This is a genomic window from Methylotuvimicrobium buryatense (genome assembly GCF_005931095.1).
Lineage (GTDB): Bacteria > Pseudomonadota > Gammaproteobacteria > Methylococcales > Methylomonadaceae > Methylotuvimicrobium > Methylotuvimicrobium buryatense.
The window spans coordinates 75,980-96,115 of record NZ_CP035467.1 but is presented as its reverse complement, the minus strand read 5'-3'; the positions used below and the strand labels follow the sequence as shown (position 1 = coordinate 96,115).

20 protein-coding genes are annotated in these 20,136 nt (G+C 47.3%); all 20 read right to left on the bottom strand.

Translation table 11 applies throughout. The features are described 5' to 3' along the window. Positions 1 to 158 precede the first annotated feature (158 nt). Positions 159 to 476: a phosphoribosyl-ATP diphosphatase gene (locus tag EQU24_RS00450; RefSeq protein ID WP_017841397.1), complete on the bottom strand. Its 318-nt coding sequence runs from the start codon at positions 474 to 476 to the stop codon at positions 159 to 161. Continuing rightward, on the bottom strand, positions 473 to 862 hold the full coding sequence (gene hisI, locus EQU24_RS00445) for a phosphoribosyl-AMP cyclohydrolase (protein ID WP_017841398.1): 390 nt from the start codon (positions 860 to 862) through the stop codon (positions 473 to 475). The genes EQU24_RS00450 and hisI overlap by 4 nt, the downstream gene beginning before the upstream one ends. After that, the gene (gene hisF, locus EQU24_RS00440; protein ID WP_017841399.1) at positions 859 to 1,635 is read right to left on the bottom strand and encodes an imidazole glycerol phosphate synthase subunit HisF; all 777 of its coding nucleotides are present in this window, start codon (positions 1,633 to 1,635) and stop codon (positions 859 to 861) included. The genes hisI and hisF overlap by 4 nt, the downstream gene beginning before the upstream one ends. 3 nt (positions 1,636 to 1,638) lie before the next feature. After that, a complete protein-coding gene (gene hisA / locus EQU24_RS00435; RefSeq protein ID WP_017841400.1) occupies positions 1,639 to 2,376 on the bottom strand; it encodes a 1-(5-phosphoribosyl)-5-[(5-phosphoribosylamino)methylideneamino]imidazole-4-carboxamide isomerase in 738 nt (245 codons plus the stop codon). 48 nt (positions 2,377 to 2,424) lie between these two features. After that, positions 2,425 to 3,075: an imidazole glycerol phosphate synthase subunit HisH gene (gene hisH, locus EQU24_RS00430; protein ID WP_026130250.1), complete on the bottom strand. Its 651-nt coding sequence runs from the start codon at positions 3,073 to 3,075 to the stop codon at positions 2,425 to 2,427. A 13-nt stretch (positions 3,076 to 3,088) separates the two neighbouring features. Further along, complete coding sequence (gene hisB / locus EQU24_RS00425; protein ID WP_017841402.1) at positions 3,089 to 3,682, bottom strand: imidazoleglycerol-phosphate dehydratase HisB; 594 nt, start codon at positions 3,680 to 3,682, stop codon at positions 3,089 to 3,091. Between the two features lie 290 nt (positions 3,683 to 3,972). After that, positions 3,973 to 5,793: a translational GTPase TypA gene (gene typA / locus EQU24_RS00420; RefSeq protein WP_017841403.1), complete on the bottom strand. Its 1,821-nt coding sequence runs from the start codon at positions 5,791 to 5,793 to the stop codon at positions 3,973 to 3,975. A gap of 101 nt (positions 5,794 to 5,894) precedes the next feature. Beyond that, the gene (locus tag EQU24_RS00415) at positions 5,895 to 6,287 is read right to left on the bottom strand and encodes a rhodanese-like domain-containing protein (RefSeq protein ID WP_017841404.1); all 393 of its coding nucleotides are present in this window, start codon (positions 6,285 to 6,287) and stop codon (positions 5,895 to 5,897) included. A gap of 109 nt (positions 6,288 to 6,396) precedes the next feature. After that, a complete protein-coding gene (locus EQU24_RS00410; protein WP_017841405.1) occupies positions 6,397 to 6,984 on the bottom strand; it encodes a class I SAM-dependent methyltransferase in 588 nt (195 codons plus the stop codon). Then, on the bottom strand, positions 6,971 to 7,876 hold the full coding sequence (locus EQU24_RS00405; RefSeq protein ID WP_017841406.1) for a LysR family transcriptional regulator: 906 nt from the start codon (positions 7,874 to 7,876) through the stop codon (positions 6,971 to 6,973). The genes EQU24_RS00410 and EQU24_RS00405 overlap by 14 nt, the downstream gene beginning before the upstream one ends. A gap of 560 nt (positions 7,877 to 8,436) precedes the next feature. Continuing rightward, positions 8,437 to 10,434: a polysaccharide biosynthesis protein gene (locus EQU24_RS00400; RefSeq protein WP_017841407.1), complete on the bottom strand. Its 1,998-nt coding sequence runs from the start codon at positions 10,432 to 10,434 to the stop codon at positions 8,437 to 8,439. A 127-nt stretch (positions 10,435 to 10,561) separates the two neighbouring features. Further along, the gene (locus EQU24_RS00395; protein ID WP_017841408.1) at positions 10,562 to 12,118 is read right to left on the bottom strand and encodes an ATP-binding protein; all 1,557 of its coding nucleotides are present in this window, start codon (positions 12,116 to 12,118) and stop codon (positions 10,562 to 10,564) included. A gap of 67 nt (positions 12,119 to 12,185) precedes the next feature. Beyond that, the gene (locus EQU24_RS00390) at positions 12,186 to 12,974 is read right to left on the bottom strand and encodes an MraY family glycosyltransferase (protein ID WP_017841409.1); all 789 of its coding nucleotides are present in this window, start codon (positions 12,972 to 12,974) and stop codon (positions 12,186 to 12,188) included. Positions 12,975 to 13,827: 853 nt separating this feature from the next. After that, entirely contained in the window at positions 13,828 to 14,772 is a 945-nt protein-coding gene (locus tag EQU24_RS00380; RefSeq protein ID WP_017841410.1) for a UDP-glucose 4-epimerase family protein, read from the bottom strand. Next, a complete protein-coding gene (locus EQU24_RS00375) occupies positions 14,769 to 15,878 on the bottom strand; it encodes a glycosyltransferase family 4 protein (RefSeq protein WP_017841411.1) in 1,110 nt (369 codons plus the stop codon). The genes EQU24_RS00380 and EQU24_RS00375 overlap by 4 nt, the downstream gene beginning before the upstream one ends. Before the next feature lie 9 nt (positions 15,879 to 15,887). Next, positions 15,888 to 16,079 (bottom strand): hypothetical protein, encoded by a 192-nt coding sequence (locus EQU24_RS00370; protein ID WP_083877740.1) that lies wholly within the window; start codon positions 16,077 to 16,079, stop codon positions 15,888 to 15,890. 155 nt (positions 16,080 to 16,234) lie between these two features. Further along, a complete protein-coding gene (locus EQU24_RS00365; protein ID WP_014146584.1) occupies positions 16,235 to 17,161 on the bottom strand; it encodes a glycosyltransferase family 2 protein in 927 nt (308 codons plus the stop codon). A 1-nt stretch (position 17,162) separates the two neighbouring features. Beyond that, positions 17,163 to 17,903, bottom strand: coding sequence for a glycosyltransferase (locus EQU24_RS00360; protein ID WP_175421648.1), 741 nt, complete (start codon positions 17,901 to 17,903; stop codon positions 17,163 to 17,165). Positions 17,904 to 18,013: 110 nt separating this feature from the next. Continuing rightward, complete coding sequence (locus tag EQU24_RS00355; protein ID WP_017841413.1) at positions 18,014 to 19,252, bottom strand: glycosyltransferase family 4 protein; 1,239 nt, start codon at positions 19,250 to 19,252, stop codon at positions 18,014 to 18,016. Continuing rightward, positions 19,249 to 20,070 carry a class I SAM-dependent methyltransferase gene (locus EQU24_RS00350; protein ID WP_175421647.1) on the bottom strand — a complete coding sequence of 274 codons (822 nt, stop codon included), beginning with the start codon at positions 20,068 to 20,070 and terminating at the stop codon, positions 19,249 to 19,251. Before EQU24_RS00350 ends, EQU24_RS00355 begins: the two co-directional genes overlap by 4 nt. Positions 20,071 to 20,136 lie beyond the last annotated feature (66 nt).

Below are 20,136 nucleotides of genomic sequence, written 5' to 3'. Positions count from 1 at the left end.
TGAATAGTAAATGGAAAATCGTAAATTGAGTTCGTACTTTAGCTTTTTTGTTTATACATCGGGCTATTCAGCAGCATAAGCTTAAACGAAGGACACAATGAATCCGCTAATAAACATGGCTTTCCGCCATTCATTGACTATTCACTATTGACCCTTCTCTATTTCTCCCGGCTCGCTTTTTCCTCGAGTCCGGACAGTCCGAAACGACGTTGCAGCTCGCGCAACACATCATTTGGCCCCAGTCCTTGATGCGCCAACATCACCATGCTGTGAAACCAAAGATCGGCCGTTTCGTAAACGATTTTTTCTTTATCTCCATCCTTCGCGGCCATGACTGTCTCGGTCGCTTCTTCGCCTATCTTCTTTAAAATACTATCCAAACCTTTCGCATACAGGCTTGCGACGTAAGACTTGTCGGCCGACTCCTCTTTACGTTGCTCCAGAATTGTAGCCAGCTCTTGCAATACTTGATTCATTTTTTATAGATCGTTTGAGGGTCTTTCAAAACCGGTTCTGCCGCCTGCCATTGTTCGTCTTTCAAGGTTCGATAAAAACAGCTTTCACGGCCGGTATGACAAGCGATTCCGCCCTGCTGTTCAATTTTCAGCAAAATAACATCTTCATCGCAATCCAGATAAACCCCAAGCACTTTTTGCCGATGACCCGATTCCTCGCCTTTGCGCCATAATCGGTTACGGGAACGCGACCAATACACCGCATAACCTTCGCTAACCGTCAACGCCAGCGATTCGCGGTTCATCCAGGCAAACATCATCACCTTGCCACTATCGGCTTGCTGTGCAATGACCGGAACTAAGCCGTCACTGGTCCAGCGAATTTCATCCAGCCATATTTCACTCATGACAAACGCACCTCGATTCCTTTTGCCGCCATGTGCTCCTTGGCTTGTTGCACGGTATACTCGGCAAAATGAAAAATACTCGCTGCCAAGACTGCATCGGCCTTGCCTTCGAGAATGCCGTCAGCCAAGTGGTCCAAATTGCCGACCCCACCCGAAGCAATCACCGGCACGGCCACGGCCTCGCTGACCGCGCGAGTCAGGGCCAAATCGAAACCTTCGCGAGTTCCGTCCCGATCCATGCTGGTCAACAAGATTTCGCCGGCACCGTAATCGGTCATTTTTTTTGCCCATTCGACCGCATCGATACCAGTCGGCTTGCGGCCGCCATGAGTAAATATTTCCCAACGATCGGGTTGTCCCGCTTCGCTGACTTTTTTGGCGTCGATCGCAACGACGATACACTGCGAACCGAATCGTGAAGCCGCTTCGCGCACAAATTCGGGATTGCTAACCGCCGCACTATTGATACCGACTTTATCGGCACCGGCATTCAGCATGCGTCGGATATCGTCGAGGGTTCTGATACCGCCGCCGACCGTCAACGGAATAAAAACCTCGCCGGCCACTTGTTCGACCACATGCACGATCGTATCGCGATCATGATGCGTCGCGGTAATATCAAGAAAAGTCAGTTCGTCCGCGCCTTCTCGGTCATAACGCCTGGCGATTTCGACCGGATCGCCGGCATCGCGGATATCGACGAATTTTACACCCTTAACGACGCGCCCGTTATCGACATCCAAGCAAGGAATGATGCGTTTAGCCAGAGTCATCGATCAATCGCCGAAAGACTCGGCCAATTTCGCAGCTTCGGCAAAATCCAACGTTCCTTCATAGATTGCACGCCCTGTTATCGCACCGACAATACCATCGCCGACATGCTTGCCAAGCGCTTTGATATCATCCAAATTGGTTATGCCGCCCGAGGCGATCACTGGAATTCGGATCGAACGGGCCAATTCGGCGGTCGCCTCGACATTGACGCCGCTCATCATGCCATCGCGTGAAATATCGGTATAAATGATTGCCTCGACACCGTCTGCCTCAAATTTCTGCGCCATGTCGATCACATCATGATGGGAAAGTTTAGACCAACCGTCGATGGCCACTTTCCCATCTTTGGCATCGAGTCCGACAATGATATGCCCTGGAAATTCGATTGCGACATCTTTGATAAAGTGCGGCTCACTGACCGCTTTAGTGCCGATAATGACATATTGAACGCCGGCTTCGAGATACGCCTGAATCGTATCCTCGTCGCGAATACCGCCCCCGATTTGTACCGGTATATCTGGATAGGCTTCGACAATGCTCCGAATAATCGCGGCATTTTTCGGTTTACCGGCAAACGCACCGTCCAAATCCACCAAGTGAATGCGTTTGGCACCGGCTTCGACCCATTTTCCAGCCATACTCACCGGATCGTCAGAAAACACCGTATCGTCGTCCATCTTGCCCTGCCGCAAACGGACACATTTTCCTTCTTTCAAATCGATTGCAGGTATCAACAACATAAGATCAACATCCTCAAGATTTTAATGCCGGATTAACCGGACGCCCTATCAATTAACGTTAAATTGTCCATCCCACTGCAAAAAGTTTTTCAATAGCTGTAAGCCGGCTGATTGACTTTTTTCAGGGTGAAATTGCACGGCAAAAATATTTGCCTTTGCCAATGCACAGGCAAATGGTTTCGGATAATCCGAAGTACCGGATACGACTGATTCATCCTCGGGAACGGCATAATAGCTATGCACAAAATAAAATCGGCTGCCCGGTTCGATATTTTCCCAAAGCGGGTGAGGCTGTTGCTTAACTCGATTCCAACCCATGTGAGGAATTTTCAGCCGTTCGCCGTTTTTATCCTGAAGGTTATCAGAAAAGCGCCGCACATGGCCCGGAATGATATTCAAACACATTGTCGCATCGCTTTCCTCGCTATCGGTCAATAAAGCCTGCATGCCCAGACAAATACCGAGCATCGGTTTTTCTTGCGCGGCGGTCTTGATCGCCGAGGCAAGACCTGAGGTATTGAGCGCTTGCATGCAATCGCCGATCGCTCCAACGCCGGGGAAAACGATGCGATCGGCCCGCAAAACGGATTCGATATCGGATACGACCCTGACTTCGGTACGAGGGTCCGCATGTTGCAAAGCTTTAGCAATGGAATGCAGATTGCCCATTCCATAATCGATAACTGCGACTGATGACATAGTGAAGATAGGGTTACAGTGTTCCTTTGGTTGACGGCATCATTCCGGCCATTCGCGGATCTTGCGCGACCGCCATGCGTAACGCGCGGCCCATCGCTTTGAATATGGTTTCGGCAATATGATGCGCATTGGAACCTTTAAGGTTATCGATGTGCAAGGTCACGCCGGCATGGTTAACAAAGCCTTGGAAAAACTCTCGGAATAAATCGACATCGAAGCGGCCGATTGCGCCTCTAGGAAATTTGACATCGTACACCAATCCCGGACGACCTGAAAAATCGATCACGACGCGAGATAAGGCTTCATCGAGCGGCACATAAGCATGGCCGTAGCGATATAGGCCTTTTTTATCGCCGACCGCTTGAGCAAAGGCTTGACCGAGTGTAATACCGATATCTTCGACGGTATGATGGTCGTCAATATGCAGATCGCCTTTAGCGGTAACATCGAGATCGATCAAACCATGCCGCGCAATTTGATCCATCATGTGCTCGAGAAAAGGCACGCCGGTTGAAAAAACCGCGCGTCCGGTACCATCCAGATTAATTGCGACTGCTATTTGTGTTTCGAGTGTGTTGCGCTCGATTCGCGCGCTTCGTGAGGTCATAAAGACTGCGTTGTTAATAATTAGCGGGCTTATTCTACTATGAAAAAAATCAATTATGCAGCGATTCGCTGCTAATTAAAGACTAATCTTATTTTGTAAGCCTAGACGTACATAAATTTCAGCTTTGACTGACTTCTTTTTTAGTCATTTTGCGGCACAATAAGCCGTCGCCAAAACATAGGAGTTAGGGATAGATTTCGACAGGGTGTCGTAGGGACGATCGCATAAGCCAACCACTCGGCGATAAACGCCTCGAATCGCAAGTCGATTCGAGGCTTTTTTTATGCTTTTTAAGCAGCCGCGGCTCTCGATGCCTTTTTGCGCTCATGTTCCTGCAGCAATTTCTTACGCAAGCGAATCGATACCGGCGTCACCTCAACCAGTTCGTCTTCATCGATAAACTCCAAGGCTTGCTCCAGCGACATTTTCTGAATCGGCGTTAAAATCAGATTCTCGTCGGTTCCCGCCGCTCTGATGTTAGTCAACTGCTTCGCTTTAGTCGGATTCACAACTAAATCGTTGCTGCGGGAATGAATGCCGACCAACATGCCTTCGTACACTTCATCGGCATGCACCAAAAACAACTCGCCACGCTCCTGTAACGCAAACAAGGCATAGGCCAATGCTTTGCCTTGAGCCATCGAGACCAACACGCCACGTTTACGCGCACCCAATTCGCCTTTTTTGATAGGTCCGTAATGATCGAATACATGATACAGCAAACCTGAACCTGAGGTCGATGTCATGAACTCGGTTTGGAATCCGATTAAACCGCGCGACGGAATCATATACTCCAATCGAATACGGCCTTTGCCGTCCGGCACCATATTCAACAAATCGCCTTTGCGTTCGCCGAGTTTCTCCATAATCGTACCCTGATGAATTTCCTCTACCTCGATCGTCACGAATTCGAAAGGCTCGCATTTCTCGCCATCGATTTCTTTAATAATGACTTCCGGCCGGGACACACCCAATTCGAAGCCTTCGCGGCGCATATTTTCGATCAATACCGATAGATGCAGTTCGCCGCGTCCGGACACTTTAAACTTATCCGGGTCGTCGGTATCCTCGACTCTTAATGCGACATTATGCTGTAATTCTTTTTGCAAACGATCGCGAATTTGTCTCGAGGTCAGAAACTTACCTTCGCGTCCGGCAAACGGCGAGGTGTTGACTTGAAAAGTCATCGTCACGGTCGGCTCGTCGACCGACAAGGCCGGCAGCGCTTCTACCGCATCGGGATGACATAAGGTCTCAGAAATTTCCAGCTTATCGATGCCGGTAAACGCAATGATGTCCCCGGCTTGCGCTTCCGACACTTCGACGCGTTCCAGCCCATGGAAACCGAAGATTTGTAAAATACGACCTTTTCGGATCGCCCCTTCACGATTGATCAACGTCAACGGCATATTGGTTTTCACCTTACCTCGCTGAATACGTCCAATCCCGATCACGCCGACATAGGAGTTGTAGTCCAGGCTACTGACCTGCATTTGAAATGGTCCGTCCAAGTCGACAGCAGGCGGACTGACTTTTTCTACGATCGTTTCGAACAACGGCGTCATATCGCCGTCGGTCGCATCGGAATCCAAACTGGCATAACCATTGAGCGCCGACGCATAGACGATCGGAAAATCCAATTGCTCATCGGTCGCGCCAAGACGGTCGAACAAGTCGAAGGTTTGATCGACCACCCAATCCGGACGAGCGCCGGGGCGGTCGATTTTATTGATCACGACAATCGGTTTTAAACCCAATGCAAACGCTTTTTGCGTCACGAAACGAGTTTGCGGCATCGGCCCATCGACGGCGTCGACTAGCAGCAAAACCGAATCGACCATCGATAATACGCGCTCTACTTCTCCGCCGAAATCGGCATGGCCTGGGGTATCGACGATATTAATATGATAGCCGTTCCAATCCAACGCGGTATTTTTGGCCAGAATCGTAATACCCCGTTCTTTTTCAATGTCGTTCGAATCCATGATCCGCTCGGAAACCTTTTCATGGCTCTTGAACGTGCCGGATTGTTGCAACAATTTATCGACCAAGGTGGTTTTGCCGTGGTCTACGTGCGCAATGATTGCGATATTTCTTAAATTTTCGATCACTTAAATAAACTCTGATGATTAATGAATTATGCGGCAACCTGTACTCGTGAATTGAGAAGTCAGTCGCCGAATATTGAGAAAGGCAAGTTGTGAATGGTTAGTTAGCTTTGTTCCCACGGTAGATTATGAAAGCGCCAACCTCCCAGGTTACCGCGATGTTTGTCGTCGTCGAGAGGTCCTTCGAAGCCTTCCAATATATTGATAGGACGAGAATACCCTGCCGCCTCCAAGGCAGCCGCCGCATCCAACGATCGCTGCCCGCTTCGGCACAGCAACAACACAGGCGCATTTTTATCGGGAACCGCTTCAGCTGCCTGCTCGACAAACGCGGTATTGACTTGCCAATCCGGATATTCTTTCCATGGAATATGAACCGCACCGATCGGGTGACCGACGTGGCTATATTCCATTTTGGTCCTGACATCGACCAGTACGGCGCTCTGGTCGGTTTGCAATAATTGCCAAGCTTGTTTCGGTTCTAAATTTTCTACCATAATGGAATCGATCGGCTAAGTTTAGCAAATGACGTTAAAGGGGTGTTGTTCAAACAGATCGCAACGGATTCAATTTTTCGATCTTAGGCCCGTTAGAATTTGAATAAAATTATCTTTTCCTACCAATGAATTGAGCTTCATTCCTGAGCCCTAAACCTATGCTGCCTACCGATCCGTTTTCCCGATAATAAATCAGCTTTAATTCGGCAAATAATTCCAATAATTCGCCCTCAGCTAATAAAAAGTCGGGATTATTCGGCCCTCTTTCAACGACTTTCTCGCGGGTATACGTCTGATAAAATAACAAACCGCCGGGATTCAACGCGCCTATTATCGCATCACACAGACTCCGGTCAAGAAATCGACTGATAACAATGACATCGAAACGATAGCCGAAGAAAGATTTTTTATCGATAGCGCATTGCTTTGCCTGAATAGCCAAGCCTTTCTTGTCGGCATCATCTTGTAATTTTTCTACCGCTACGGTCGATATATCCCAGGCAAAAACAGCCAAGCCTGCCGTCGCAAGCAATCGAGCATTAGCGCCTAATCCGCAAGCCAAATCCAAAGCCGCACCATTTTGCGGCAACAAAAATGCATTACCCGATAAAACCTCAGCCGGCCGGTAATCCGAAATCTCGCCCAGCCGGTAAACGGCATCCCATTTTGCCGAAATTGCTGCCTTAGATTCCGTCAATACCAATCCGCCTGGGCAACCATTCCTGTAAAAAATCCAAAAACTTTCTGACCTTGGTAGACAAATATTTTCGATGCGGATAAACGGCATGTATCTCCAGGGGCGCCAATCCATAATCTTCCAATACCGGCATTAACTTACCTTTTTCGATATCCTTACCGACGATATACCTGGGTAACATCACCATTCCCAATCCCTCTATCGCGCCGACTCGAATCGGATCGGCCACGTTGGCGACTATGCGTCCTTTCACCTTGATCATCAAATCACCGTAAGGCCCCTTGAACCGCCATTGATCCCTCGGCGGAATCGACCAATTGACCAAACAACTATGATCGGTCAAGTCCTCGGGCGTTTTAGGAATGCCATATTGTTGAAAATAACCCGGAGCACCGCATACCACTAACGGAGAACTGGCGAGTTTGCGCGCAATCATACTGGAATCTTCAACGCCGCCCAAATTTATCGCGAGATCAATGCCCTCATCAATCAGGTCACCCATATTGCCTTGCAAAATGATAGTCACCTCCAGATCGGGATACAACTTGAGAAACTCCGATATCGCCGGCGCAATCTGGGTGGCGCCGATGACTTGCGGCGCACTGATTTTCAGCGTTCCGCGCGGCTCGGTCTGCAGTTGCGTTACCGTAGCTTCCATTTCTTCGATATCATCCAATACCTGTTGGCAACGTTCCAGATACGATGCGCCCATTTCTGTCAGACTCAGACTTCGCGTGGTTCTATTAAACAGACGGGTGCCTAAATGTTCTTCCAATTGCATGATATGTTTGGTTGCCATAGCTCTCGAAATATCCAAATCGCGCGCGCCGCCGGCAAAACTACCGGCCTTTGCCACCCGAACGAAAACATTCATACTGGTTAATTTGTCCATTTATCTCTCTTTGAGTTTCAAATGCTCGAGTCAACAGCTTAACCCGTTGCTCACGATAATTCCGTTTTAGAATCGCTCCGCGACCACAATACACAACTACCGCTTGCCATTTATTTCATTTTTACTTAATATTCGCGGCGCTATAATAGCGCCTTAAGCGAAATTTCAAGACTCCATCTTCCAAATAAACGTCTCGATAGATTAGTCTCAAGAAAAAGAGACTATTTTGCATGCCTTTTGTTTCTAATCAAGAAACAATTTATCAACAAATCACCCTATTGTCTGCTGAAATAATCTCTGTATAGTATTTCCCAAGTCCGCTGCAAAACTTCATTGCCTCACTAATAGTCAACGATATCCATGCATCGGAGACCCCTGATTAGTTGAATTTAACTGCAACTTGCTGGAATGCCATCGAATTGATAGAAAATTCCTATGCAGATTCGTTTACCATGTTCTAACCCTCCTGGTGTAGTACCAACAAGCAGTTCCTCCTCAAAACTCTGCTTGATTTTTCACCTCCCTCTGCCTCCAAGCATTGGGAGGTTTTTTTTGCCTCTTTAATCATGCTCGGCTATTTTTTCTAAATAATTCGACAATGTATTATTCGCGGCAGAACTATTCGTCGAGCAGTTGAATAACCAATCGTCGATATCGCATTGGGGCGAAAAACCCGATACCGCTTGTTTCAAAATCATCCGGACTTGCCTATAGTCGTCAACTAATGCAGCCTGCTCCATTGCCGACAACAATTTTTCAAGCTCATTCCAAGCAATAACCTCTTCTTCGGCCCGCATGATACGCGGATGGTCGGTTACGGAAACATTGTCGCCTATCAATAGCTCTTCATAGAGCTTTTCTCCCGATCGCAAACCAGTATATACAATCTCGATATCGCCGTCAGGTCGCGCATCACCCTTGACCGTTAAACCGCTAAGCTTGATCATACGTTTCGCCAAGTCCAAAATCTTGACCGGTTCGCCCATGTCCAAGACAAAAACATCGCCGCCCTGACCCATTGCTCCTGCCTGTATCACCAATTGGGCAGCTTCCGGTATCGTCATGAAATAGCGAATGATTTTCGGATCGGTCACAGTCACCGGCCCGCCCTTGGCAATTTGTTCACGGAATAACGGCACCACAGAGCCCGACGAGCCCAACACATTGCCGAAACGCACCATCGTAAAACGCGTTGTCCGCAGCTTTTGGTTTTCAATGCTTAAGGCCTGCAGAATCAGCTCGGCAAAGCGCTTGGTCGCCCCCATCGTATTGGTTGGACGTACCGCCTTATCGGTCGAAATTAATACGAAAGTCTCTACATTCGCTTCGATAGCGGCGCGGGCGGTATGTAAAGTGCCGAATATATTATTCCGTACCGCTTCGCCCGGGTTTTTCTCAACCATCGGCACATGCTTATAAGCGGCGGCATGATAGATCGTTTGCACACCGAATGCCCGGCAAATTTTTTCTACTCGACTCCCGTTAACCACCGACCCGAGAACGGCAATGATTTGCGTATCGACAACATCCGATTTTGCCAAATAAAGATTTAACTCCCTCTCGATCTCATAGAGCGCAAACTCGCATCGCTCGAATAAAATCAATGTCTTTGGTTGCAATTGAATAATTTGTCTGCACAACTCCGAGCCGATCGAACCGCCGGCACCGGTGACCATAACCTTTTTCCCGGCCGTATTGGCGGTCAATAAAGTCTGATCCGGAACCACGGCATCCCGACCCAGCAAATCGGCTATATCCACCTCTTGCAATTCATCGAACGTCACCTTCCCTTGCGCAATATCGGACATTCCCGGCATTGACCGAACATGGACCGGAAAAGGCTCCAATAGGCGAATAATCTCGCTCCTCCGGCTTCTGGCAACCGACGGCATCGCCAACAGAATATCGGTAACGGCAAATTTATCGATTAAATAACTTAACGCGGTAAACGGATGAATCTTAACGCCGTTAACTTTTTGCCCATGCAACATGCCATTGTCGTCAATAAATGCAATCGGCCGAAAATCATGGCCATGTGCTAATGCCGAAGACAATTGCACACCTGCACTTCCTGCCCCATAAATAATGACATTATTGCGGCGACACAATTCCGGATCGGCACTCCTTGCCATACGCGCATATTGCTCGCCAAACCACCATCGCGCCATAAACCGGCTCCCGCCGGCAAAGAACAATATGATCAACCAATTCAGCGGTGGCACCGTTCTCGGCACCAACCCGACTCTCAATTGAAATACTAAGGCGGCAAATATCAACGCATACAAAGTGACCGCTTGAACGATCGTCGCTAACGCTCTGACGCCGATATAACGAATAATCGCCCGGTACAGACCCATTCTGATAAAAATCGGAATGACAATACAGGGAGCCAATACGAACAAAACCCAAACACGGTCTTCAGGAACATAAAACTCACCAAAACGCAAAGAAAACGCCAGCCACAGCGCGAAGACCGCAAAAAAAACGTCCGCAGTCATCGTTATCGCCGCTTTTTTAGGGCGCGATAATCTTAAAAACCAGTCCGCTAAATTTTCCATGCTCTTTAACCCTTCCAAAATGAAACTCACCGAATTGCTCAACGTGCCGGTTATACCTGATCCGAATCGAAGCTGCTAACATCAAGTATTTCCGATCGAAAAACTTGCATGCTGATCGGCAGTTTTGTCATACACCGGCTCCGAGCGTTTCGATGTCGAACCCGACTACCGAACGACTTTCCTTGCTGAATTCAACGCCGATCAAATGTATCGGTATCCTTTCGGCTTTATATTTCTCGGTGTAGTTCTTATTCTTCAATTGCCGTAAGGCTTTGCCTTCCGGCACCAGTTCCACAACCTTGAATTCGAATAGATAGATTTGCCCGTTGAAATGCACTGTCATGTCGATACGGCCATGATTGGTCGCGTCTTCGAGCGTGACGGTCAAGCCCAACGCCGCGAAGTAGCTATAGAACACGGTCGCATAGTATCCTTCGTATTGCGCGATCGGGTTGTTGCGGTACCAATCGTGCGGAATGCCGGTGTAAAAGGCCGTGAATAAGTTTTGAAGACCTTCGAAATCGTTAACCAGCAATAAATCGTATAATTGACCGGCCTGCCTGCCGTAACGTGCCGGATCGACGGTCAAGGCTTGCAGCAGAACGCCGTTCAGACTCGCCTTCACTTCCAGATTCGGATACCCCAATGTCACTTGCGTCATCCCGGGTAAATTCCGCGACGATACGATTGTCAAATAACCGGTTTGGAACAATAAAGCTTCGCTGGCGATATGATCGACATCGAAAGTCGACAGTAAGGTTTCGGTCGCCAACAGTTTTTCGAAATCCGGCGTGAAAAAACCCCGTTGCATCAGCAGATCCACCAAAAAGGTCGGCGTGCCGGTCTCGAACCAGTAAGGTTTGAATTCACGCGTATCGAACAGAAGCAATAGATCAAAAGGATTATAAACCGCCTCGCCCAGCCAATTGTAACCATTGTACCAATCCCTGATTTTGCCCCGTTCAAGGCCTTGCAATTCCGGCGCGAATACCGTGTCGAGATCGGCTTCGGTATAACCGCATACCGCCGAATAGCGTTTGTCGACGGTGATATCCTGTAGATTATTCAAGCCCGAAAACAAGCTAACCTTGCTGAATTTGGATACGCCGGTCAAAAACGCAAAGCGGATATGCGCATCTTGCCCCTTGATCACCGAGTATAGATTGCGCAAGCCATCGCACATCTGCCGGGCGATGTCCGGGTTAGTAATGTTGTCGAGTATCGGTTTGTCGTATTCGTCGATTAATACAACCGCGCGTTGACCGTATTTTTGATGCGCCAACCTGATCATTTCTGAAAAATTACCGGAAATACTCGGCTGTTGAGGATCGATATCCAATTGTTTTCTATTGAAATCCAGAATTTCTCCGATTTTCTCATCCAAATCGGCTCGGCTCTGCAGCACACCTTCGGCAAAACTAATCCGAATCACCGGATACTGCTTAGCCCAATCCCATTTATCATGACAATAAAGCCCTTGAAACAATACTTCTTTGCCGGCAAATAATTCGGCCAGCGTGTCGAGAAACAAAGATTTACCAAAGCGCCTCGGTCGCGACAGAAAATAATATTTACCTTCGACCGCAAGCTTCAACGCATAAGCTGTCTTGTCGACATAGTAACAATCGTCTTCGCGTATTTCGCAGAAGGTTTGTATACCGATCGGAAGCTTTTTTCGCGTCATTTTGTTAAGCACTATTTAATAAAACGGTAGGCCGGATTAGCAAAGCGTCATACGCAAACATCATGATTCAATCATTAGTCGTGCCGGCGCCAAGCTTCAGAACTGCAACACACAAAGGCGCCATCGCAACGATACAGATCAACGGTGCCCAAGCTTCGTACACCACCGACACATAAGCCCAAGGCAGTAACCAAAACACATTTATCGCCAGCACGCTTTGCGTTACCTTTTTATGCGAATTTAAGCGCCTCGATAATATCTGATAGGCATGACTCCGGTGAGCCTGATACCAAATTTCCCCTCTCATTATTCGTCGACATAATGTTGTCGTGGCATCGACAATGAATACCGACATTAAAATCCACCAACACCACATATTCAGCCCCCCACTTATTGAGGTCATTAGGGCCATCAAACCTAAGATAAATCCCAAAAATCCGCTACAAGCATCACCCATGAAAATCTTCGCCGGCGGCCAATTCCATACTAAAAAACCGCCTACGCAAGCGGCCAATAATAATGTAATCAATGCCCAATACATTTGACCTTGCAGCCCCAGCAGCAAAACGGCCGCACCTGCCGTCGTCATTGCCTCAACACCCGCGAGCCCATCGATACCATCCATGAAGTTATAAAGGTTCAATAACCAAACGAGCATCAAGCTATAGAAAAAAAACAAAATTATCGAACTATCCAAGACCCAGGAAAACAATTGTATCCCCGGCAATTCCGGTAGCAAGAACAATGCGCCGGTTGCCGCGATAAAATGCACCAAAAAACGCCATTTAGCCGCCAACGGTTGATGATCATCCCAAAAACCAATTCCGGCAATCAAAGCACTTGACAGAATCAACACAGCTATGGTATGAGGGTCTGCCTCCAGTTCATAAATAACCGTTAACCCTATAATGGTGGATAAAAAGACAATAACAACAGCGAAACCACCTCCTCTAGGCGTCGGAACATCATGCGAACTTCGTAAATTTGGAATATCTATCAATCTTTTTTTTAGTGCGTATCGCCTAATTAGCCCAGTTAACAGATAACTTGCCGTAAAAACATATAAACATAATGCTATCGTTAAAACCATAATCAACCTATGACTGCCTATCATTGAGGCAAGCTCTTAATGAATAGCTGTTTGCCAAAAACCGGCAACAACAATCTGCATTCGACTTATTTTGATTGATAAGTCTCATCAATGAGTTAAATCTACAACGACGGGTTTCCCCTAGCGCAGCCTCATTGCATTTAGAATTTCGTGATAAATAACGCCCTGAAACTATGAGCTTTGTTGAGGTTTCGGTAACTCGTTTGACAGGACGCAGTGAACCCAGCACCTAAATTATTCAAGATAGTTAACCATAGCCAATGGATAGAATTTAGGTGCTGGGCGAATACGTCCATGTAGGCTTGACGGCGGCGACTGATTGCCATGGATGGCGTGTATTAGGGCACCAACAGTAGGCGCTTTAGGCGATGCAGGGCAGAAAAATGCTCCTGCATTTTCTGCATTCATTACATCCATGTAACTCAGCAATTGCCGAGGAGCAAAAATCTACAAACGCCATGGATGGCGTGAATGCAGATTTTGCAGGAGCAAAAACCTGCCCTGCCGCCGACACCTGCCAATCGAGCTACCGAAACCTCCATAAAATAGGGACGTCATTTTCGACCAAATCCTAAGAAGGGAATAACACCCCTTTTTGCTACTTAAAATACGCCTCGGCAGCTTTTTGCAATTGTGCTTCCATCGTAATGACTGGGCTCCATCCCAATAGCCTTTTAGCCTTTGTACTGTCAACCCGTAATGAACCCAATAAGCTTTTCGCAACCCCTGGTTCCCCGATAAGCTTAGCCGCAAAATACAACCAACTTACCGGCACCGGAATCAACAATAGTTTTCTTCCGAACGCCCTAGCGGTCATTTTCAATAAGTCTATCGTCGACACATCTTCGCCATCGGCAATCAAAAAAATTTCATTGGCTGCATTGGGATGATCGATACATATCACGATAAACTCCACTAAATTGTCCAGAGCTATCAGCGAGCGTTTGTTATCGACCGCACCGAACGGAAGCGGTATGCTTTTCGCCGCAAAATCCATAAGCCTTCTGAAATTACCGGGAGCATTGGGCCCATAGACCAGCGGCGGACGAATAATTACGACTTCCATTCCCGTTTCACTCGCTATTGCTTGTAGACCGCACTCCGCCTCATACTTCGACACGGCATAAGCTTCAACGGGGCTAGGTCTATCCATTTCGGTAAAAGGTTGTTCATTACTGTTGCCGTTGACGCCAATGGAACTGATAAAGACAAAGCGTTTGACGCCTGCTCTCGCCGCCTGCCTGGCTAAATTCAAGGTCCCTTCAACATTGACTTTCCGAAATTCGGCCAAGGGATCGGCGGAAGAATCATTCAAAACGTGTGCTCTTGCCGCCAAATGGACGATACCGTCAACATTCTTCAGAACCACTTGCCAATCCGTAGCGGCGGTAATTTCGCTAACCGTTACCGTCTCTATATTCGAATGAATAGAAGCGCTCTTATTTCTAACGATACCCGTAACCTCGTACTTTCCCGCATCCGTTAGTCGCTTGACAAGACCTTGCCCAATGAACCCGTTTACCCCCGTTACAAGAAGTTTCATCGATTACCCTGAACGACTGCATCATAAATCTGCATGGTTTTTTGGAGCATTGTTTGGAAAGTAAATTCTTTCTCAAACCGTTGCCTCCCATTTTGCCCCATCTGTATCCGCAAGGATTCCGACTCGACAAGGCTTGTAATGGCTTGAGCCAATGCATCTTCATCATCACGGTCGACCAATATTCCTGTCTTACCGTCTTGAACCGCCTCGGGCACACCGCCTACCCTTGACGCAATAACCGGTAGCCCGGCACGCATGGCTTCTAAAATCGTCAACGGCAGACCTTCCCAATTAGAAATTAGACAAAAGATATCCGCCTTCTCCAACAGAGTATCCACATCATTACGGGCTCCTAAGAATTTAACGCGTTCCGCCAGTCCATAATCCCTTGCTAAGTCAGTCATATTGCACATGGTCGGCCCATCGCCCACGAACTCAATGATCCATGGAAGATGTTTAAGCCGAGCCAGTGCCGTTAATAGGGCGTTATGGTTTTTGGGCGCCTCGAAACGCGCGACCATAATCAGCTTGATAACATGACCGAACGGCAGGTCTCTTTTTATTTTTCGATGGGAATCGGGTATGCCATTATGAATGGTCGTTAAAAGTTTTTCATTGCCAACACCCAAATCAAGCGCCAATTTTCTATCATAATTCGAGACCGTAATGATTTTATCCGCAAAATTCGCCATGAACCGTTCGATATGCTTATAAACCAAACGCCTCTTATTGGAAACGCCCTCGGTAAAAGACCAACCATGAACCGTGAACACAACTGGAATATTCAACCGTTTTGCGACCAAACGCCCCAAAATACCGGCTTTCGACGAATGAAGATGCAGTATATCCGGCTTAATTTTTGAAATGATCTCTTTAAGTTCAAAGAATCCACGCCAATCATTAGCGGGGCTAATTTGGCGGACCATGTGACGCAATGAAATACAAGACAAGTGATTGGCTTTCGCGCGCGCTTGAAAAACACCATGTCCGCCAACCAAAATATAGACCTCATGCCCCGCCTCTTGAACCCCTCGAACCAGATCAAGCAAGTGCACACTCGCTCCCCCCATGACATCGGAACGAGTAATGACATAAACAATTTTCAAAATAATTCCTCAAAGCCTCGAGAATGAAAACCGCCCCGGCAATCCTAAGGAACGAGCATGAGATAACTTAGACAACTGTTGGAAGGGGGTTCGGTGGCTCGATTGACAGGTGTCGGCGGCAGGGCAGATTTTTGCTCCTGCAAAATCTGCATTCACGCCATCCATGGCGTTTGCAGATTTTTGCTCCTGCACAATCTGCATTCACGCCATCCATGGCAATCAGATTCCGCCGTCAAGCCTACAGGGACGTATTCACGGCGTCCTGTCAAGCGAGTCACCGAACCTCCGCAAAGCCTACCACTTGTATAAGTTATTTTGTGCATATTCCTAAATAGGTTATTTTCGCTATTATACGCTTAAAAACGATGCCTCCAGCGCCGCGCAAAGGTCAGAAGCTTAGGCGGTATTGACAACAACAATGCGATTTTGATGTACAAACCCCACAACCCTAAATCTTTTACCAATTTTAGAATGCTTATGGCACTACCGTAATCCCCTGTCTCGCACATTCCCGCGCATGTATAAAAAGCAATCCGTGAAAAAAGTAACGAAATTGACTCCCGCCGATGCGTGCCCTCTACTTCCGACAGTAATTGACTGAGATAAAGCAAAGATCCGGGGGCCTCGCTCTCGCGCATCCGCACGCTTCGATTGACCGCATCTCGATTGTACACCGCGGTGATGACGGCAGCATGAGCTACCTCATAATCTAGCGCTAATCTTGTCCAAGCAATTAAATCGGGCCCCTTTTTTACACCGACCGGAAAACCACCAACAGACAACATCGCATCTTTTCTAACACATGCCGTCGTTGAATTAATTAAGGACAGGCCATTCGCAAAGCGGCAAAAAAAATCATCGACATAACCATTAAAATTCTGCGGATATGGCATTCCCGGAACTATCGTTGTTCCATCATGAAAGATTTCGTGCATCGTACTAAACAAAGCCGCGTTAGGATAAGATTTGATCAAATGCTGCAATCTCTCAATATGATTGTCATACCAATAATCGTCAGCATCTAGAAAGGCGACATAACAACCTTTTGCCTCCCTAAGCCCAGCATTTCGCGCACTACTTTCCCCCTGGTTCGTTTGTCGTATTAATTTGATCAAAGGATTTTGAAGGCTTTCTACGATATCCGCACCGTTGTCTGTCGAACCATCATCGACCACGATAATTTCTAACGGCAACACTTTTTGCGAAAGGACACTAGCTAACGTATGAGCGATATGCGGGGCTTTGTTATAAAGCGGAATGACTGTGGATATCGTTGGCAGCACGTTAAAGTCTCCGATAATTCTTAAATAGTCTTGCCAAAAAAATTACTAGTTGAAAGAACCGGTACTCCCCTGTCGCCAGTTGCACACGAAAACATTCGGTTAACGCACCCAGGATGTCGTTGCCGCTGGTTCCCTCGGTAGAAAACTCCCCGGCAACAAAATCGGCTTTGACAATATTAGCGCCGCTATCACCCACTTTCTTTAAAAAGAATTGATCCGCCGCCATCGGAAATCGGTGAGAATATAAACCGAATTTTTCATGCAAGCCTTTACGAATAGCGGTTCCGACGGCATGGCTACTGACATAGGCAAACTGCCCGTACAACCAGGGCCAAGCCCGCCTTACACTATGAACAATACCATCGGCGAAAACCTTTGCGGTGATTATATCGACATCGGAATCGTCTACAGCCGAGCGAAACGCCGCCACTGCTTCCGGAAACAGTCTGTCGTCGGCACCTAAAACCAGATAGTATTTTCCGCTTGCCATCGTAACAGCACGATTCAACGCATCATAAATCCCAAAATCCGGTCTTGAATCCACTGCTAAATTTAGGTCTTTAACTTGAGCCAATAGCTCTAATGTATTATCAGAGGAAGCCCCATCGGCAACGACCCATTCAAAATCTTGATCGGTCTGAAGCCTGAGACTTTCTATTAATCTTGGCAATACAGATGCGGCATTATAAGTCGCCGTTATAATACTCAGCGTTGGCTTATTTCGATTAATGTCACTTGTCACTGGAATTTTTGATTATTTGATAAATATAACTTTTGCCGGCTAAATTTCGAAACCGGGCAGCCTACCTAAATTAATGGGCAAAATTGGAAGTACGAAAGATAGAATCATTATTAAACTGACGAGACTAATGATTGATAAAGCCGGCTATATTGATTAGCCACGATCGAATAGGAAAAACGCGCGACCGCATCCGTCCGTGCATTTTGACTCAACTCATCGTTACGCTTTTCGTCTTGCATTACCCATTGAATACCCCATGCCAAATCTTCAATATCAAAGGCACGGGCTAAATAACCGGAGTGTTTATGTCGAACAATATCGGGCAAGCCGCAAGTATCGAAGGCAATCACCGGAGTCCCGCAAGCGAGCGACTCAACACCGGCATTAGGTAAGTTGTCCTGGCGCGACGGCACGACAATTGCGTCCGCCGCACTATAAAAAAGACGCAAACTCACATCGTCGTGCAAATGACCTGTGTAATGCATTGGAAACCCGAATCCCTGGGGGTGTTTCGGAGCCAATTGTCCAAGTACCAATAGCTCTAAATCCGGCATCAAACCCTGTAAATGCAACAAAGACGCTTGCAATAAATCGAAGCCTTTACGAAAATCGCTTACGCCCCCTATTGCACCGAATAACAACAAAGGCACATCTTCGGGTAAATGCAATAATTGCCGTGCCAAAGCTTTGTCGACCGGGGACCATTTTTCGGTATCGATTGCATTCGGTATCACCGTTAACGGCCAATCGCCCATCAATACGCTTTTTCGAACGCAGTCGGCCAACCAGTGACTTGGAGTCACAATATGGAACGGCCGCTGCCAATGTTTTCGCTTGTGCTTCCAAACCCAGCGGTTGACATCCAGTCCTCGTTCGGAATCCGGCCTATTTTCTTTTGTATAGCCCTCTTGCCATCGTTGATGCTCAGGATAATGTTCTGCGCCGCTAAATGCCCACATGTCGTGCAATGTCCAAACGATAGGCTTGTTGAGGCGAGCAATGTCGGAGATCGACATCATTTCATCATTGACCCAATGCAGATGAATGACACCACTATCCGATGCATTCAAATTTTTTGAGCGATTTGAAGGCAATATCGCGAGGGAATTGAATGTCGAATTCCCCGAACTCAAAGACTTTGAGCACAAAGCGCCCAATAATGGACGCAATTTACTAATGGCTTTAGACCATTTTGATTGGGGTCCCATTACCGTCCAATCACCCGCCTGCGCATTGGCAACACACATACGCGAATCAATACCTTGCTGTCGTAAGGCATGATGGATGCGATAAGCCGCTCGGGCAGCACCACCGCTGATATCGGAACAATTAAGATGGGTAACTTTCAAGGTTTTATCGCCTCTAGGTACATCGATTCCGCGCCCTTTCGCGGAAGACCATTCGCATTGACATCCAAGGGCTCGAATGGAAAATCGGAAATAGCCGATGTTGTTGCGGACATTCGCCGCACATCCTTAAAGCCGGCTTGCAAAAGTAAACATTCAATCGTATGAAAATCATACATCCATGCATGTTTTTCCCCAACTCCGGTTAAACTGACATTTTGTTGCCGAAAGGTTGAAGGTAATAGCGACACAATTCCTTTTATATAAAATTGCTCCAGCTTATTAATAATCTTTTTGGGGTTTTTGATGAGTCTTGACCAACGATTCCCCGGCAAAGTCCGAACCTGCGCATGCAGATCATACCCAGTGCGCTGCCGGACGAACTCAATCATCTCTCGTTGTTCACTAGGCTCGAAGTTTAGCCTCGCATAATAGGCAGCCAATTCACCGCCAGAAACCCGACGCACACATTGGTCTAGCATTTCCAACATCAAAAAATCGGCCTTTTCGTGTTGCTCTCCTCCTGAACGCCGCAGAGACAGATAGGTATCGCACAATTCCTCCCAATCCGGCAAGACCAAACGTAAAACGCCGCCGCTTTTGGTGATACGAAAACATTCCGATATGAAGCCGCTAACTAATTCACGCGGTATATGCTCAATAAAGTGCGAGGAATACACAACATCCGCTTGCGCGTCCGATAATGGAAGCCGACCTAATAAATCGGCTTGACTGACATGAGAAGAGTGCGGCATATAATCATAATTCTTCCAGCCTTCGACATAAACATCTCCGCATCCGATATTAACAAGCATACTCATAATATTTACCATATAAAGTGAAGACTCGGCCCAAGATAACTATCTAGACAAGCCGAGCTCGAAAAA